Origin of the sequence: Streptomyces sp. NPDC056361 (genome assembly GCF_042262805.1) — a bacterium.
Lineage (GTDB): Bacteria > Actinomycetota > Actinomycetes > Streptomycetales > Streptomycetaceae > Streptomyces.
This window is the reverse complement of record NZ_JBHJQI010000018.1, coordinates 30,841-47,549: the sequence shown is the minus strand read 5'-3', so window position 1 is coordinate 47,549 and position 16,709 is coordinate 30,841. Positions and strand designations below refer to the sequence as shown.

General features: G+C 72.9%; 14 protein-coding genes. 4 read left to right on the top strand and 10 right to left on the bottom strand.

What is annotated here, in order from left to right:
- Positions 1 to 10: 10 nt before the first annotated feature.
- Both ACFCY7_RS08615 and ACFCY7_RS08610 read right to left on the bottom strand, forming a co-directional pair.
- Positions 11 to 412, bottom strand: a complete 402-nt coding sequence (locus ACFCY7_RS08615) for a hypothetical protein (protein ID WP_376482583.1) — start codon at positions 410 to 412, stop codon at positions 11 to 13.
- 198 nt (positions 413 to 610) lie between these two features.
- Positions 611 to 1,393, bottom strand: coding sequence for an SDR family NAD(P)-dependent oxidoreductase (locus ACFCY7_RS08610; protein ID WP_376482581.1), 783 nt, complete (start codon positions 1,391 to 1,393; stop codon positions 611 to 613).
- 139 nt (positions 1,394 to 1,532) lie between these two features.
- On the opposite strand from ACFCY7_RS08610, the gene ACFCY7_RS08605 reads away from it, so the two are divergent.
- Entirely contained in the window at positions 1,533 to 2,150 is a 618-nt protein-coding gene (locus ACFCY7_RS08605) for a LysE family translocator (RefSeq protein ID WP_376482579.1), read from the top strand.
- A 25-nt stretch (positions 2,151 to 2,175) separates the two neighbouring features.
- Here ACFCY7_RS08605 and ACFCY7_RS08600 read toward each other — a convergent pair whose 3' ends face one another.
- Genes ACFCY7_RS08600 through ACFCY7_RS08580 form a run of 5 tightly spaced genes read right to left on the bottom strand, consistent with a single transcriptional unit; the run spans position 2,176 to position 6,573 of the window.
- Entirely contained in the window at positions 2,176 to 2,727 is a 552-nt protein-coding gene (locus tag ACFCY7_RS08600) for a YbaK/EbsC family protein (RefSeq protein WP_376482577.1), read from the bottom strand.
- Between the two features lie 46 nt (positions 2,728 to 2,773).
- Positions 2,774 to 3,985: a serine hydrolase domain-containing protein gene (locus ACFCY7_RS08595; RefSeq protein WP_376482575.1), complete on the bottom strand. Its 1,212-nt coding sequence runs from the start codon at positions 3,983 to 3,985 to the stop codon at positions 2,774 to 2,776.
- 38 nt (positions 3,986 to 4,023) lie between these two features.
- Entirely contained in the window at positions 4,024 to 4,782 is a 759-nt protein-coding gene (locus tag ACFCY7_RS08590; RefSeq protein WP_376482573.1) for an energy-coupling factor ABC transporter ATP-binding protein, read from the bottom strand.
- Positions 4,779 to 5,540, bottom strand: coding sequence for a cobalt ECF transporter T component CbiQ (cbiQ, locus tag ACFCY7_RS08585; protein ID WP_376482571.1), 762 nt, complete (start codon positions 5,538 to 5,540; stop codon positions 4,779 to 4,781). Before cbiQ ends, ACFCY7_RS08590 begins: the two co-directional genes overlap by 4 nt.
- Before the next feature lies 1 nt (position 5,541).
- The gene (locus tag ACFCY7_RS08580; protein WP_376482569.1) at positions 5,542 to 6,573 is read right to left on the bottom strand and encodes an energy-coupling factor ABC transporter permease; all 1,032 of its coding nucleotides are present in this window, start codon (positions 6,571 to 6,573) and stop codon (positions 5,542 to 5,544) included.
- Between the two features lie 178 nt (positions 6,574 to 6,751).
- On the opposite strand from ACFCY7_RS08580, the gene ACFCY7_RS08575 reads away from it, so the two are divergent.
- Positions 6,752 to 7,111, top strand: coding sequence for an SsgA family sporulation/cell division regulator (locus ACFCY7_RS08575; RefSeq protein ID WP_376482567.1), 360 nt, complete (start codon positions 6,752 to 6,754; stop codon positions 7,109 to 7,111).
- 142 nt (positions 7,112 to 7,253) lie between these two features.
- Here the strand turns inward: ACFCY7_RS08575 and ACFCY7_RS08570 are convergent, their stop codons facing one another.
- Positions 7,254 to 9,413, bottom strand: a complete 2,160-nt coding sequence (locus ACFCY7_RS08570) for an MMPL family transporter (RefSeq protein ID WP_376482565.1) — start codon at positions 9,411 to 9,413, stop codon at positions 7,254 to 7,256.
- Between the two features lie 129 nt (positions 9,414 to 9,542).
- Positions 9,543 to 10,115 carry a TetR/AcrR family transcriptional regulator gene (locus ACFCY7_RS08565; protein ID WP_376482563.1) on the bottom strand — a complete coding sequence of 191 codons (573 nt, stop codon included), beginning with the start codon at positions 10,113 to 10,115 and terminating at the stop codon, positions 9,543 to 9,545.
- 239 nt (positions 10,116 to 10,354) lie between these two features.
- Here ACFCY7_RS08565 and ACFCY7_RS08560 point away from each other — a divergent pair, with 239 nt between their 5' ends.
- Entirely contained in the window at positions 10,355 to 13,687 is a 3,333-nt protein-coding gene (locus tag ACFCY7_RS08560; protein ID WP_376482561.1) for a S41 family peptidase, read from the top strand.
- 120 nt (positions 13,688 to 13,807) lie between these two features.
- Here ACFCY7_RS08560 and ACFCY7_RS08555 read toward each other — a convergent pair whose 3' ends face one another.
- Positions 13,808 to 14,302 carry a GNAT family N-acetyltransferase gene (locus tag ACFCY7_RS08555; protein ID WP_376482559.1) on the bottom strand — a complete coding sequence of 165 codons (495 nt, stop codon included), beginning with the start codon at positions 14,300 to 14,302 and terminating at the stop codon, positions 13,808 to 13,810.
- Between the two features lie 218 nt (positions 14,303 to 14,520).
- Here ACFCY7_RS08555 and ACFCY7_RS08550 point away from each other — a divergent pair, with 218 nt between their 5' ends.
- A complete protein-coding gene (locus tag ACFCY7_RS08550) occupies positions 14,521 to 16,665 on the top strand; it encodes an FG-GAP-like repeat-containing protein (RefSeq protein ID WP_376482557.1) in 2,145 nt (714 codons plus the stop codon).
- Positions 16,666 to 16,709 lie beyond the last annotated feature (44 nt).

The window sequence follows — 16,709 nt, the reverse complement described above, 5'->3', positions numbered from 1 at the left end:
TCGCGTGGTGCTACTTCGTGGTGCCGGCGCCCGGGTGGATCACCTTGGGCGCGTTCCCGGAGGACGGCTGGGCGGGAGCCGGGGCAGGGGTCGGCTTGACCGACGGCTTGGCCGGGGCCGGGGCAGGGGCAGGGGTCGGCTTGACCGACGGCTTGGCCGGGGCCGGGGCAGGGGCAGGGGTCGGCTTGACCGACGGCTTGGCCGGAGCCGGGGCCGGAGCCGGCTTCACCGACGGCGCGGCCGGGGCCGGGGCCGCGTCGGGCGCCGTCACGACCTTCGGCGCGGCCGGGGCCGGCTTCGGGGCGGAGTCGGCGACGGCCTGGACGGCGAAGGCGCCGCCCAGGAGCAGGGCGGCGGCGGTGACGGCGCCGAGGACCCGGGGGCGGAGGTTCCGCTGGGTGCGGATGGACATGGGCTCTCCCGAAGAGGTGAGGGACACGGTCTGGGTGGTGCGGTGAAGGGCGCCTTCAACCCACCAGACGTGCGGCACCTCCCGAGGTTGCGCCTGCGTGCCGAAATCTTTCGGCGACTCGACGACTCGGCGACTCGACGACTCGGAAGCCGAGCGGCTCGGCTACCCGGCGGCGCGGAGTCCCGGCGGACCCGGGCCTCAGTCGCCCAGGACCTCCGCGAAGTGCGTGTTCACCGCCAGGAGCCCGCCGTCCACGCGGAGGACCGTGCCGGTGATCCAGGAGGCGTCGCGGGAGGCGAGGAAGGCGACGGCGGCGGCCACGTCGTCCGGGGTGCCGACCCTGCCGAGGGGGTAGACGCGGTCGGCGAGGGCGGCGAGTTCGGCCTCCTTGCCCGCCCATCCGGTGGTCGCGATCGTGCCGGGGTTGATCTGGTTCACGCGGACGCCGCGCGGGGCCGCGTCGCCGGCCAGGGTGCGGGTGAAGGACGCGAGGCCCGCCTTGGCGGCGCTGTAGGCGTGGTTGCCGAAGTCCGCCTCGGCGTTGACGGAGCCGATGGTGACGACGGCGCCGCGCCCGCCGGCCGCCGCGAGGTGCGGGAGGGCGGCGCGGGAGCAGCGGACGGCGCCGAGCAGCGTGACGTCGAGCTGGCCGTCCCACCCCTCGTCGGAGTCGTCCTCGAAGCGGGCGGAGTCGGGGACGACGGGGGCGAAGGCGTTGTTGACGAGGACGTCGAGGCCGCCGAAGGTCCGCACGGCGTACGCGACCGCCGCCTCGACCGACGCCCGGTCGCCGACGTCGCAGCGCAGGGCCACCGCGCCGGGGAGGTCCGCCGCCGTCCTGCCGGCCTCCTCCTCGTCGATGTCCGTGACCAGGACCCGGGCGCCCTCCGCCGCGAGGCGCCGGGCGGTGGCCGCGCCGATGCCGCGCGCCGCGCCGGTGACCAGTGCCCCGTACCCCTCGAACCGCCGTGTGAGTTCCATGGGGCGATCTCAGCACCGATCGATCCGTCCGCACCAGGGCGCCGACTCTGTCACCTCGCCCTCGCGCGCCGGGCCGGCGATCGACTAGCGTCACGGGTCCGCTCCGATCGGGGTGCGGACGGAGTGGGGGATCGGGAACATGGGTCAGCTGATCGCCGTAGCGGTCATCACGGTTCTGGCTGTCATCAGCCCCGGCGCGGACTTCGCGATGACGGTCCGCAACAGCTATCTGTACGGGCGGGTGGCGGGGGTCCTCGCGGCCGTCGGGATCGCCCTGGGCGTGCTCGTGCACGTCACGTACACGATGCTGGGCGTGGGCCTGCTGGTGAGCCGGTCGCCGATGCTGTTCACGGCGATGAAGCTGATCGGCGCGGCGTACCTGGTGTACATCGGGTACAAGACCTTCGTCGCCACGTCCCAGGTGGACGTCGACCTGTCGGACGGCTCCGGCCTGTCGAAGGCGGGGGCGCTGCGCACCGGTTTCCTGACGAACGCGCTCAATCCCAAGACGATGCTCTTCGTCCTGAGCACGTACACGCAGGTCGTCAGCGCCGACACCCCCGTCTTCCAGCAGGTCGGCTACGGCCTGTTCATGTCGTTCGCGCACCTGGTGTGGTTCGGTCTCGCCGCGGTCCTCTTCTCCCGGCAGAGCCTGCGGACGCGGCTGCTGCGCAAGCAGGCCGTGCTCAACAAGGTGATCGGCACGGTGCTCGTCGGCCTCGGGATGGTGCTGGCGCTCACGCCGGCCGTCGCCTGATCCCGGTACGGCCGCGGGGCCCGGGTCAGTCGGTGGACACGGGCTCGACGCGCGGCTCCGCGATCGACCGGTAGTCCTCCGCGGACAGGGCGAGGGAGCGGTCGAGCCGTGCCGCGTTGAAGTAGAACTCCTCGTGGACCAGCAGGCCCGGGTCGACGAACAGGTCGAGGCGCTCGTCGAAGGAGAACGGCAGGATGGTGCCGCTCGGGGAGCCCGCGAGTTCCTCGGCGGTCTCCGGGGAGGCGAAGGAGACGTACGTGCCGCCGTACAGGGCCTTCACCGCGGCGAGGTCGATGCGCTTGTCGCCGGGGACGACGACGAGCGCGAAGCGCTTCTCCTTCTTGCCGATCTTCACCATCGCGATGATGCACTTGGCCGCCTGGGCGGGCTCGTGGCCGCGGAGCGCGCTGACCGCCTCGGTGGCGCCCTCGGGGGCGTGCTCGATCACCCGGTAGGCGGCGCCGCGCTCGTCGAGCAGGGCGAGCAGCTTCTCGTACGTGGCGTGCGGGCCGTGTGCGGCCTCCGTGGCGTGCGGGTCGTACGTGGTGTCCGTGGTGTTCGCGGAGTCCGCGGTCATGTGCCCTGCTCCCCTTGCGACTTGGGTACTGCTCCGGCGCCCGACCCTACTCGCCGGCGCGGGTCGCGGCGGCGACCGCCCGGACCAGGGCCTGGGCGCGGGGGTCGGCCGTGACCGTCTTGCGCATGCCGTTGGTGACGTAGCCGAAGGCGATGCCGGAGTCGGGGTCGGCGAAGGCGAGGGAGCCGCCGCGGCCGGGGTGGCCGAAGGAGGACGGGCCGAGGAGCGGGGAGGCCGGGCCGTGGAGCATGTGGCCGAGGCCGAAGCGGGTGGAGACGAGGAGCACCTGGTCGGGGCCCGCGGACTGCTCGGTGTGGGCGAGGGCGAGGGTGGCCGGTGCGAAGAGGCGGTCGGCGCCGTCGACGGGGCCGAGGGTGGCGGCGTAGAGGCGGGAGAGCGCGCGGGCGGTGGCGACGCCGGCCGAGCCGGGGAGTTCGGCGGCCCGGTAGTGGGGGTCGTTCTCGTCGGGGGCGGGCTCGATGACGCCGAAGGCGCGCCGGGTGAGGGAGGAGGGGTCCTTGTACGCCTCGGTGACGGAGCGCTTGGGGCGGAGCCTGAGGGCGCCGCTGTCGGGCGGTTCGATCTCCTCGACGGGGCCGAGCCGGCCGACCCGGTGGGTCTCGGCCTCCGGGAGGCCGATCCACAGGTCGAGGCCGAGGGGGCCGGTGATCTCCTCGGCCACCCAGCGGCCGATGGTGCGGCCGGTGACGCGGTGGACGAGGCCGGAGAGCAGCCAGCTGAAGGTGTGGGCGTGGTAGCCGTGGGCGGTGCCGGGCTCCCAGACGGGGGCCTGGGCGGCGATGGCGGCGGTCGCCGTCGGGAGGTCGATCGCCTCGGCGAGGGTGAGCGGCTGGTCGAGGACGGGGACGCCGGCCCGGTGCGCGAGCAGCTGCCGTACGGTCACGCGGTCCTTGCCGGCGGCCTTGAACTCGGGCCAGTAGGCGGCGACGGGGGCGTCCAGGTCGAGCAGGCCGCGCTGGTGCAGGAGCAGGGGTACGGCGGCGGAGACGCCCTTGGTGGCCGAGCGGACGACCTGTGCGGTGTCTTCGGACCACATCTCCCGGCCGTCGGCGTCCTTGGTCCCGGCCCACAGGTCGACGACCTTGACGCCGTCCCGGTGGACGGCGACGGCCGCGCCGCGCTCGCCGCGCTGTGCGAAGTTGCGCAGGAAGGCGTCCCTGACGGGCTCCCAGCCCGCCGCCACCGTGCCCTGGACGTCCACCCGACTCACACTCCCTTTCGTACGACCGGCTCCCATGGTGCAACGCGGGCGGCGGTGATCCGATTCCGGGGGTGTCAGGCGACGGAGCCGGGCACGAAGCCGAACGGCAGCTCCAGGCGGTGGCCGGCCATCAGCTCCTCGTCGGCGAGGATGTCGCCGGTCCGTCCGTCGGCCGCGATGACGCCCTCGCTGAGGATCACCGAGCGCGGGCAGAGCTCCAGGGCGTACGGCAGGTCGTGCGTGACCATGAGCACGGTGACGTCGAGGGAGCGGAGGATGTCGGCGAGCTCGCGGCGCGAGGCCGGGTCCAGGTTGGAGGACGGCTCGTCGAGGACGAGGATCTCCGGCTCCATGGCGAGGACGGTCGCGACGGCGACCCGGCGGCGCTGCCCGAAGGAGAGGTGGTGCGGCGGCCGGTCCGCGTACGCGGCCATGCCGACCCGGTCGAGGGCCTTGCGGACGACGGCTTCGAGCTCGGCGCCCCGGACGCCCGCCGCCGCCGGTCCGAAGGCGACGTCCTCGCGGACGGTCGGCATGAAGAGCTGGTCGTCGGGGTCCTGGAAGACGATGCCGACCTTGCGCCTGATCTCGGCCATGTGCCGCTTGCCGACCGGCAGCCCGGCGACGGTGACGCTTCCGGCGCCGCCGGCGAGGATGCCGTTGAGGTGGAGGACGAGGGTGGTCTTGCCGGCGCCGTTGGGGCCGAGGAGGGCGACCCGCTCGCCGCGTCCGACGGTCAGGTCGACGCCGAAGAGTGCCTGGTGGCCGTCGGGGTACGCGTACGCGAGGCCGCGGACTTCGAGCGAGGGTGCGGGTGCGGGTGCCGTGGTCATAGCGTCCATCCGAGGAGGCAGATCAGGAGTGCGGTGAGCGGGAGCGCGGCGGCCGCGGCCCACTGGGCGCGGGTGGCGGTCACCTCGTCGATGACGGGCATGGTGCCCGCGTAGCCGCGGCTGACCATGGCGAGGTGGACGCGTTCGCCGCGCTCGTACGAGCGGATGAAGAGGGCGCCGGCGGACTTGGCGAGGACGCCCCAGTGGCGGACGCCCTTGGCCTCGAAGCCGCGCGAGCGGCGGGCGACGGACATGCGGCGCATCTCGTCGGTGATGACGTCGCCGTACCGGATCATGAACGAGGCGATCTGGACGAGCAGCGGCGGGAGCTTGAGCCGCTGGAGGCCGAGGAGCAGGGCGCGCAGTTCGGTGGTGGAGGCGAGGAGCACGGAGGCGGCGACGCCGAGGGTGCCCTTGGCGAGGACGTTCCAGGCGCCCCACAGGCCGGGGACGCTCAGCTGGATCCCGAGGAAGGTCGTCTGCTCGCCCGGCACGACGAACGGCATGAGCAGCGCGAACGCGACGAACGGGACCTCGATCAGCAGCCGCTTCAGGAGGAAGCCGGCCGGGACGCGGGCCTTCGCCGCCACGGCCGCGAGGAGCGCGGCGTAGAGGGCGAAGGCCCAGACGGCCTCGCGGGGCGTGGACACGACGACCACGACGAAGCCGAGGACGGCGGCGAGCTTGGTGTGCGGGGGCAGCTCGTGGACCGGCGAGTGGGCGTGCCGGTAGAGCTTGTGGGCGTGCCCCGCTCCCACGTCAGGCCGTCGCTTCGGCGTGGCTACGGCGTCGGCGGACGACCCAGAAGGCGCCGGTGCCGACGGCGAGGGTGGCGCCCACGCCGATCACGCCGGCGAGGCCGCCGGAGAGCCGGGGGGCCTCGACGCCCTTGACGCCGTAGTCGGCGAGCGGGGAGCCGGCGGCCGCGTGGTCCTCGACGTTGCGGTCGATGCCCTTGTCGGCGGCGACCTTCTCCAGGCCGTCGGGGCTGGCGGAGGCGTAGAAGGAGACGAAGCCGGCGAGGACGAGGGCGGTGACGAGGCCGCCGATCCACAGCTTCTTCGGGGAGCCGGCCGGGGTGGCCGCCGGGGGCGCGGGGGCGGCGTCGACGAGTTCGCCGTCGACGCGGAGCTTGAGCGGGGCGGTGAGGCCGCGGGCGCCGTACACGAGGTCGGGGCGGACGGCGACGACGGCGCCGACGGTCAGCATGGTGATGACGGCCTCGCCGATGCCGATGAGGGTGTGGACGCCGACCATGGCCGTGAGGACCTTGGTGACCGGGACGTCGGTGGTGCCGCCGATCGCGTAGACGAGCGTGAAGACGGCGGCCGCGGCCGGTACGGAGACGAGGGCGGCGACGAAGGACGCCGCGGTCACCGAGCGGCGGGTGCGCGGCAGGACGAGGACGAGGCCGCGGAAGAGCGCGTAGGCGACGACGACGGTGACGACGCCCATGACGGTGATGTTCACGCCGAGGGCGGTGAGGCCGCCGTCGGCGAAGAGGATGCCCTGCATCAGCAGGACGACGGCTATGCACAGGACGCCGGTCCAGGGCCCGACGAGGATCGCGGCGAGCGCGCCGCCGAGCAGGTGTCCGCTGGTCCCGGCGGCGACCGGGAAGTTCAGCATCTGCACGGCGAAGATGAAGGCGGCGACGAGACCGGCGAGCGGCGCGGTGCGCTCGTCCAGTTCGCGGCGTGCCCCGCGCAGGCTGACGGCGACGGCGCCGGCGGCGACGACACCGGCGGCGGCCGATACGGGGGCGTTGATGAATCCGTCAGGTACATGCACGTCCCGAATGATAGAGCGCTCCTGCGAAGAGCTTGCAAGAGCGCATCAGTCACAGAACGGCGGCGCACGGGGGCACGTGACCCCGCCCACACCCGGCGCCGATCACGCATGCGCCGCGCAGCCACCGGGAAGGAGTGGGACATTAGTCGATAAGAGGACAAAACGTGAGGAGCCTCCGATGGCCGCCGCGCACGACCGTGAAGTCGACGACCACGCCAAGGGCCGGATCATCAGCGACGCCCCGCTCTCCCTCCCCGTCCCGGTGCACCTCCGTTACGACCCCGCCTCCTCCCCCGCGACGGTCCGCTTCGGTTTCCCGGGCCCCGTCGAGTGGTCCTTCCCCCGCGCGCTCCTGGAGACCGGCCTGCGCGCCCCGACCCGCCGCGGCGACATCGGCGTCTGGCCCTGCGGCCGCGTCCAGACGGTCGTCGAGCTCCACACCGAGGAAGGGGTCACCGTCGTCCAGTTCGACACGACGGCCCTGCTGCGCTTCCTCCGACACACGTACGCCGCCGGTGCGTCGATGACGACGCACTGACGGCGTACGGGGTTCGATCCGGGAGCCCGGAGGCCCGGGGCCAGAGCTTCACCGGCGTCAGCCCTGCACGGGCCTCAGGCCTGCACGAGCCTCAGCCCTGCACGGGCCTCAGCCCTGCACGAGCCTCGGGCCTTCGAGGACCTCAGACCTTCACGAGGTCGGGCTTCGCGCCCGTGTCCTCGCCGGTCGCCCTGGCGAGGCCCTCGCCCTCCACGTCCACGTTCGGCAGGATCCGGTCCAGCCACTTCGGCAGCCACCAGGCCTTGTGGCCGAGGAGCGCCAGGACGGCCGGGACGATCGCCATGCGGACCACGAAGGCGTCGAAGAGGACGGCGGCGGCCAGGCCGAAGCCGATCATCTTGACCATCTGGTCGTCCATGCCGATGAAGCCGGAGAAGACCGCGATCATGATCACCGCGGCGGCGACGACCACCCGGGCGCTGTGCCGGAAGCCGGTCACGATCGCCTCGCCGGGCCGCTCGCCGTGCACGTACGCCTCGCGCATCCGGGTCACGAGGAAGACCTCGTAGTCCATCGCGAGACCGAAGACGACACCCACCATGAAGATCGGCATCATCGACATGATCGGGCCGGTCTGCTCGACCCCGAAGATGCTGCCGAGCCAGCCCCACTGGAAGACCGCGACGACCGCGCCGAGGGCCGCGACCACCGAGAGCAGGAAGCCGAGGGCCGCCTTCAGCGGGACGAGGACCGAGCGGAAGACCAGCGTCAGCAGGACGAAGGCGAGGCCGACGACGAGGGCCAGGTACGGCACCAGGGCGTCGTTCATCTTCTGCGAGAAGTCGATGTTCATCGCGGTGGCGCCGGTGACGAGGACGTCGTCGCCGGTGGCCTCCCGGATGTCGTGCACCAGGCTCTCGGTCTCGGTGGAGGACGGCCGGTCCTTCGGGACCACCGTGATCATCGCGGCGTCGCCGGCCTTGTTCGGCGTCGGCGGGGTGACCGCGGCCCAGCCCTCCAGGCCCTTGATGGTGGAGACCGTCTTGTCCGCGGCGGCCTTGTCGCCGTCCACGACGACGAGCAGCGGGCCGTTGAAGCCGGGGCCGAAGCCGTCGGACAGCGCGTCGTACGCCCGGCGCTCGGTGGCGGAGGTCGGCTTCACGCCGTCGTCCGGGAGGCCCATCTCCAGGGAGGAGGCGGGCAGTGCGATGGCGCCGAGGCCGAGGACGCCGATGAGCAGCACCATCACGGGACGGCGGATGACGAACCGGGCCCAGCGGGTGCCCCCGTTCGGCTTGCCCTCGTCCTTCTTCAGGCCCTTGCGCTGCTTGCGGCCGACGACCTTGTTCCCGGCGAAGCCGAGCAGGGCGGGGATCAGGGTGAGCGCGATCAGTACGGCGATCACGACCGTGCCGGCGGCCGCGAGGCCCATCTTCGTCAGCATCGGGATGTTGACGACGGACAGGCCGACCAGGGCGATGACGACGGTGAGTCCGGCGAAGACGACGGCGGAGCCGGCGGTGCCGACCGCGCGGCCCGCGGCCTCCTCGTTGTCCCGGCCCTCGGCGAGCTCCGCGCGGTAGCGGGAGACGATGAAGAGGGCGTAGTCGATGCCGACGGCGAGGCCGATCATCGACGCGAGGATGGAGGTGGTGCTGCCGAGGTCCAGGACGTTCGCGAGCGCGCTGACCGTCGAGACGCCGATGCCGACGCCGATGATCGCGGTGAGCAGCGGGAGCCCGGCCGCGACGAGCGAGCCGAAGGTGATGACGAGGACGACGCCGGCGAGGACGATGCCGATGGCCTCGCTCGCGCCCTGCTCGGGCGGGCTCTGGAGCGCGTCGCCGCCGATCTCGACGGTCAGGCCCTTGCCCTGCGCGTTGTGGCCGGTGTCCTTGAGGGCCTCGCGGGTCTCCTTGGTCAGCTCCATGGCGTTGACCTTGTAGGTGACCGAGACGTAGGCGGTGGAGCCGTTCTGCGAGACGGCGTGCGCGGTGTACGGGTCGGCGACCGAGACGATCTGGTCCGAGCCGGACTTCAGCGCGGCGACGGTCTCTTCGACGACGGCCTTGTGGGCCGGGTCGGTCACCTTCTGGCCGGCCGGCGCCTTGAAGACGATGCGGGCGGTGGCCCCGTCGGCTCCGGCGCCGGGGAAGCGCTCTTCGAGCAGGTCGAAGGCGCGCTGGGCCTCGGTGCCGGGAATCGAGAAGGAGCCTGAGGTGGGTGCGGGCGCGGTGGCGGCACCGACGCCGGCGATCGCGAGCAGGGCCACCCAGAGGAGGGCGACGAGCCGTCGGCGCCGGAAGGCGGAACGGCCGAGCTTGTACAGGAACGTTGCCACGGGGGCGTACTCCCATTGTGGGGCGGGACAGGACATGGGGAGCCGGCCCGACGTCGTGAGCGGTGCGATGTCAGGTGGTGCGGGTGGTGCCGATGGTGCGGGTGGTGCGGATCGGCTGGGGAAGCCGGATCAGACGCCGAGTGAGGGGAGCACGACGGCGTCGACGTACGCGGTGAGGAACGCGCGGTCGACCGGCTGATCGTCGATCAGCGGCCGGGCGACGAACGCCCCGATCAGCATGTGCGGGAGGAGCTTCAGCGCCGGGTTGCCGGCGTCGACCTCGCCCCTGCGGATCGCTCGGTTCAGCACTTCGTCGAGCCCGCTCATCTCGGGTTCGACGAGCAACTCGCGCAGCGCCCGGTGCAGTTCGGGGTTGTTGTGGACCGCATGGGCCAGACCCCGCATCAGCGCGGAGTCCTTCTCCATCTGACAGTCGTCGGTCCGCGCCACCATCTCCTGGAAGTCGCCGCGCAGCGAGCCGGTGTCGATCTCACTGAGATCGGCCGGCTTGTTGGCGCGGAGCGCCCTGGCGACCAGCTCGGGCTTGCTCCCCCACTGGCGGTAGAGGGTGGCCTTGCTGGAGTGGGTGCGGGCGGCGACGGCGTCCATGGTGAGGGCGTCGTAGCCGACCTCGCGGAGGAGGTCGAGCACGGCCGCGTGCAGCTCGGACTCCCGCTCGGGAGTGAGCCTGCTGCGTGCCATGACCGGCCTCCGATCCGAACGAAACGGTTTCGTACAGTACGAAGATACCCACCCCGCCAACGAAACGAAACCGTTTCGTACGTGTCCTGGACCACATCCGAGCCACCCCCCGGTCCCCCACGAGCCACACCCGAGCACCCCCGCCCCGCACGCGCTTCGCACACGAGCACGCCACGAGTGAAGACGCCCGCATACACGTACGAGTTGCCTGACCCCCTCAGCGCGGAAAGCATGAGGAGGTGAGTGACGACGTCGCGTATCTCCGTTTTCCGCACCTCCACGACGACCTGCTGTGCTTCGCCGCCGAGGACGACCTCTGGATCGCCCCGCTCGTCGCAGGGGGCGACCGCCCCGGCCGGGCCTGGCGCCTGACCGTCGACCGCACGCGGGTCGGGCATCCGCGCTTCTCGCCGGACGGCCGCCACATCGCGTACACGAACTGGCGCAGCCTCGACCCCGAGATCCACCTCGTCCCCGTCGACGGCGGATCCGCCCGGCGGCTCGGCTACTGGGGGTCCACGGACACCCGGGTCTGCGGCTGGACACCGCCCGACAAGGACGGCCGGTCCGACATCCTCGCCGTCTCCTCGCACGGGCAGCCGTTCTCGTACTACTCCTGGGCCTACACCGTCCCCACCGACGGCTCCCCCGGCCTCCGCATGCCCTGGGGCCCGGTCTCCGACATCGCCGTCACCGACGACCCCGCCGTCTGCGGCCACCCCGACGCCGCCGGCAACGGCGGGGAGCGCCGCACCCTCCTCCTCACCGGGACGCCGCCGCACGAGCCGGCCGCCTGGAAGCGGTACCTGGGCGGCGCCACCGGACGCCTCTGGCTGCACGGCGAACGCCTGCTGCCCGACATCGGCGGCCACCTCGACTCCCCCATGGTCGTCGGCGGCCGCATCGCCTTCCTCTCCGACCACGAGGGCGTCGGCAACCTCTACTCCTGCCTGCCCGACGGCACCGACCTGCGCCGCCACACCGACCACGACGCGTTCTACGCCCGGCACGCCTCCAGCGACGGGCGCCGGGTCGTCTACCAGTGCGCGGGCGAACTGTGGATCGTCGACGACCTCACCGCCGACTCGCAGCCCCGCAAGCTGGAGGTCAGGCTCGGCGGGCAGCGCGTCGGCCGCCGCGCCTACCAGGTGCCGGCCGCCCTCCACATCGACGCGCTCTCCGTCGACGAGACCGGCCGCGCCAGCGCCGTCTCCGTACGCGGCAGCCTGTACTGGCTGACGCACCGCGACGGCCCGGCCCGCACGATCATCGACGAGCCGGGCGTCCGCGTCAGGCTCCCCGAGATGCTGGGCAGCGGCGGCCAGGTCGCGTACGTCACCGACGCCGAGGGCGAGGACGCCGTCGAGGTCGCCTACCTGCCGCGCGCCAGCGGCGACCGGCCGCCGCGCCGCCTCGCCTCCGGCGACCTCGGCCGGGTCGAGGAGCTCATCTCCGACCCGGACGGCGAACGGCTCGCCATCGCCTCCCACGACGGCCGGCTCCTCCTCCTCGACGCCACCGAGGACTCCAACGGGGAAGTCACCGAACTGATCAGGTCCGTCAACGGGCCCGTCCGCGACCTGGCCTTCTCCCCCGACGGCGACTGGCTCACCTGGTCCCACCCCGGCATCGGCCGCTCCCTGCGCTCCATCAAGATGGCCCGCATCTCCGGTCCGGGCGCCCGGACCGTCGTCGACGTCACCAACGGGCGCTTCGAGGACGAGAACCCCGTCTTCACCCGGGACGGCCGCTACCTCGCCTTCCTGTCCTGGCGCGGATTCGACCCGGTGTACGACGTGCACACCGGCGACCTGTCGTTCCCGCTCGGCTGCCGCCCCTACCTGGTGCCGCTCTCCTCCGCCACGCCCTCCCCGTTCGCGCTGCTGCCCGACGGGCGGCCCGCGGCCGGCGGCCTCGACCCCGCCGACGACGAGACGGACACCGGGGACGGCACGGTCACCGTCGAGATCGAGGGACTGCCCGACCGCGTCACCCCGTTCCCGGTCGCCGCGTCCAAGTACTCGGCCCTGCACCCGGTCAGCGGCGGCGGCCTGGTCTGGCTGCGCTGGCCCATCTCCGGCGCGCTCGGCGAGACCTTCGCCAACCCCGCCGACACCTCGGGCCGCCCCACCCTGGAGCACTTCACCATCACCAAGGCCCGCAAGTCCGAACTCGCCAAGGACCTCGACTGGTTCGCGGTCAGCGGCGACGGCACCCGGCTCGTCGTCGCCGACGAGGGCGAACTGCGGGCCGTCCCGGCCACCGAGTCCGGCGACGGCGACTCCACCGTCTACCTGGACCTGCGGCGCATCCTCCACGAGGTCGTCCCCGGCGCCGAGTGGCGGCAGGCCTTCGACGAGGCCGGGCGGATCGTCCGCGCCTACTTCTGGGAGCCCGGCATGGGCGGCGTCGACTGGGCGGGCGTCCTCGACCAGTACCGGCCGCTCGTCGAACGGGTCTCCTCCCCCGACGAGTTCGCCGACCTCCTGCGCGAGGTCATGGGCGAACTGGGCACCTCGCACGCGTACGTCACCCCCGCCCGCCGCAACGAGGGGCCACCGCACTACCAGCGGCCCATGGGCCTCCTCGGGGCCAACCTCGTGCCCCGCGAGGCCGGCTGGACGGTGAAGCGGATCCTGCCCGGCGAGTCCTCCGACTCCAAGGCCCGCTCCCCGCTGGCCGGCACCGGCATCCGCGAGGGCGCCGTCCTCACCCATGTCGACGGCCGTCCCGTGGACCCGGTCACCGGCCCGTACCCGCTGCTCTCCGGCACCGGCGGCACCACCGTCGAACTCACCTTCACCCCCGCCGAGGGCGAGGGCCGGGCCCGCCGCGTCGCCGTCGTCCCGCTCGTCGACGAGCGCCCGCTCCGCTACCAGGACTGGGTCGCCAAGCGCCGGGCCGTGGTCAGGGAGGTCAGCGGCGGCCGCTGCGGCTACCTCCACATCCCCGACATGGGCGGCTCCGGCTGGGCCCAGTTCAACCGCGACCTGCGCATGGAGGTCTCCCGGCCCGCGCTCATCGTCGACGTGCGCGGCAACGCGGGCGGCAACATCAGCGAGCTCGTCGTCGAGAAGCTGACCCGCAAGATCCTCGGCTGGGACCTCACCCGGAACGCCCAGCCCGTCGCGTACGCCTCCAACGCCCCCCGCGGGCCCGTCGTCGCCCTCGCCGACGAGGCCACCTCGTCCGACGGCGACATGATCACCGCCGCGTTCAAGCTCCTCGGCCTCGGACCCGTCGTCGGCCAGCGCACCTGGGGCGGGGTGGTCGGCATGACCGGCCGCCACCGCCTCGGCGACGGCACCCAGATCACCGTCCCGATGAACGCGGCCTGGTTCCCCGAGTACGGCTGGTCCCTGGAGAACCACGGCGTCGAACCCGACCTCGCCATCCTCCGCACCCCCCTCGACTGGGCCGAGGGCCGGTACGCCCAGCTCGACGACGCCGTCCACGTCGCCCTCTCCCTGCTCGCCGAGACCCCCGCCGCCAGCCCTCCGGGCTACGAGGGCCTCCCCGACCGCTCCCGCCCGAAACTGCCCCCGCGACAGGACACGCCGGACACCCCCTAGGGCCCGTCGTCACATTCCCGTCTGCCCCGCCGATCACGCCGCGAGCCCGCCCCGATCGGCGGGAAGGCACCGAGGGCCCGGCCGGAAACCCCGGCCGGGCCCTTCCGCTCCGGTCGGGGCCTAGGCGGCCGCCAGGTCCAGTTCGTAGGAGGCCCCGGCGCGCCCGTCGAGGGTCACGCTGCCGACCGCGCCGAAGCCGACGCGCCCGAGGACGGCCCTCGACCCCTCGTTGTCGAGGGTCGTGACGGCGGTCAGCCGGCTCAGCCCGTACGCGTCCCGCGCCAGCCGGCACACCTCCCGCACCCCGGCCGTGGCCACCCCGCGCCCGGTCGCCTTCTCGGCCACCCGGTAGCCGAGCTCGGCACCCCCCTCGGCGACGTCCACGTCCACCAGGTTGAACCGGCCGAGGATCTCCCCGCCCTCCCCCACCAGCACGTGGAAGTGGATCGTGCCGGTCTCCTGCTCGTCGAGCAGCGCCCGGTGCCGGTCCTCGAACTCGGCGAAGTACGCGTCCCCCCGGTCGGGCACGGACGCGGCGAAGTACCCCCGGTTCTCCCGCTCGAACGCGAGCAGGGCGGGCGCATGGTCGGGTCGGAGTCGCTCAAGTACGGCCATGGCGATCACGGTACGAAGATCCGGCGCCCGACGCGCGCGAGTTACGCGCCACGATTCCCGTCGCGAGCACGCCACGAGGCGGTCACGACCGGTGCCGGGGCCACGGCCGTCACGGACGACCTCGAAAACCAGTCGCGTACTCGTACAACTTTTCGTCACCTCGTGAGTCAGAACCGGTGTGGCGCACGGTGCGCCAGTGCTTTGGGAGGAATCCGAACGTGCCTCACGCTCGCACGACGCGGCGGCGCCTCGTCGCCGCCGTCACCACCGTCCTCGCCGTCACCCTCGGCGCGGGCGCGATGACCGTCCCGGCGACCGCCGCTCCCGCCCCCTCCGCGCAGACGGCCGAAGCGACGGCGACCACCGCGACCCCCTTCGCGTACCCCAAGAACTCCGTCCTGCTCGGCGCCGGTGTGAAGGGCTTCCTCACCCAGACGGTGGGCAGCCGCTACAAGCGCTTCGCCTGGTACGGGCAGGACAACGGGACCGGCTACGACGGCGGGGTCTTCCTGAACTCGACGCGGACCAACGACTACCTGATCTTCAAGGGTCACTACCAAATCACGATCCGCGATCTGAAGACCATGTCGGTCCGCGACATCGCCATCGACACGCTGACCAACACCCCCGTTTACGTCGGCTCGGCCGCGGACTCCGTGTTCACCACCTCGGGCGTGGACTTCTACCGGCACACCATGACGCGCACCGCCCCCGTCGCCGGCCTGCCGACCGGGGCCACCGCGATCACGGTCTCGCCCGGCACCGCCGACGACGCCCTGGTCCGCTTCACCGTGGAGGGCGTGGTGAAGTGGGGTCTGCTGAACCTCGCCACCGACACGGTCAAGGAGATCCCCGGCGTCCCGGCGGATGCCGAGGTCAAGGCCGTCTCCGCCACCCACGTCGCCTGGACCACCGGCGCCGGCACCACCACGCCCGCGATCTTCCGGCTGAACCGGGCGACGGACGCCGTCGAGGAGATCCCGGTCGCCGACGCGGTGTCGAACGACCTCAAGGTGAGCCTGGTCGGCGGCTGGGTCCTGTACGGCGAGGCGAACGGCGCCTCCGCCCAGGAGCCGAACCCGCTGCACGCCCTCACCGCGTACAACCCGGACGCCGAGGGCGAGAAGACGCTCACGCTGCTCGCCCACCTGACCTCGGCTGCCACCGCCGGCGACGGCAGCGTGCACGTGCGCGGCGGCAGCCTCGCCCAGGGCGAGGGCATGTACAAGGTCACGGCGACGGGGAACGAGGCCCCGGCCGTCACCCTGGAGGCCATCACCGGCGAGGCCACCCAGCTGGCGATCACGGGCAACGACGTCACCCCCGCGGTCGACCTCGACAAGAACGCCGGCACGGCGAAGTTCACCTGGAACCTGTCCCGGGCGAACGCCGAGGTGAAGCTCACCCTGCGGCACACCCGCACCGGGAAGACCGAGACGTACTACGACTACCCGTCCCAGGCGAGCACGACCTTCGACTGGCAGGGCGAGTACAACGGCGCCTACACGTGGGAGCTGACCGCCACCCCGCTCAACGGCATCGGCTCCCCCGCGACCGCCGCCGGCGGTTTCACGGCGACCCGCACCCCCAAGCCGCACGACTTCGACGACAACGGCGCCCCCGACGTCCTCCTCCGGGACGGCTCGGGCCGCCTGTGGCGCGCCGACACCTCGTACGGCACCCAGCTCCAGGCCGACCCGCACCAGCTGATCGGCACGGGCTGGCAGGTCTACGACCGGATCGAGGCCACCGGCGACATCGCGGGCTCGAACGTCGGCGACCTCATCGCGCGGGAGCCGTCCGGCGCGCTGTGGCTGTACCAGGGCGACGGGCGCGGCGGCTTCGGCGGCCGCACGAAGATCGGCACGGGCTGGCAGACGTTCACCCAGATCGCCGGCGGCAGCGACCTGACCGGGGACGGGCGGGCCGACCTGGTCGCCGTCGACAAGGCCGGCGACCTGTACGTGTACCCGGGCACGGGCTCGTCCAACTCGCCGTTCGGCGCCCGGAAGAAGGTCGGCACGGGCTGGGGCGTCTACAACCAGCTGACCGCCGTCGGGAACGTCGCGGGCGGGGTCGCCGGCGACCTGTACGCCCGGGACACCACTGGTGTCCTGTGGCAGTACCTCGGCAAGGGCGACGGCACCTTCGCCGCCCGCACGAAGGTGGGCGGCGGCTGGAACGCGTACCAGCACCTGGTCGGCGTCGGCGACGCGAACCGGGACGGCCGCCCCGACCTGGTCGGCTTCGGCGCGACGTCCCAGTACCTCTACCGGGGCACGGGCAACTGGCAGACCCCGCTGCTCGGCGCGCAGCTCGCGGGCCTGACCTTCGGCGGCGGCCCGTACAACACCATCGCCTGACCCGGCGGTACGCACATGCGAAGGCGCACCCGGTCTCCCGGGTG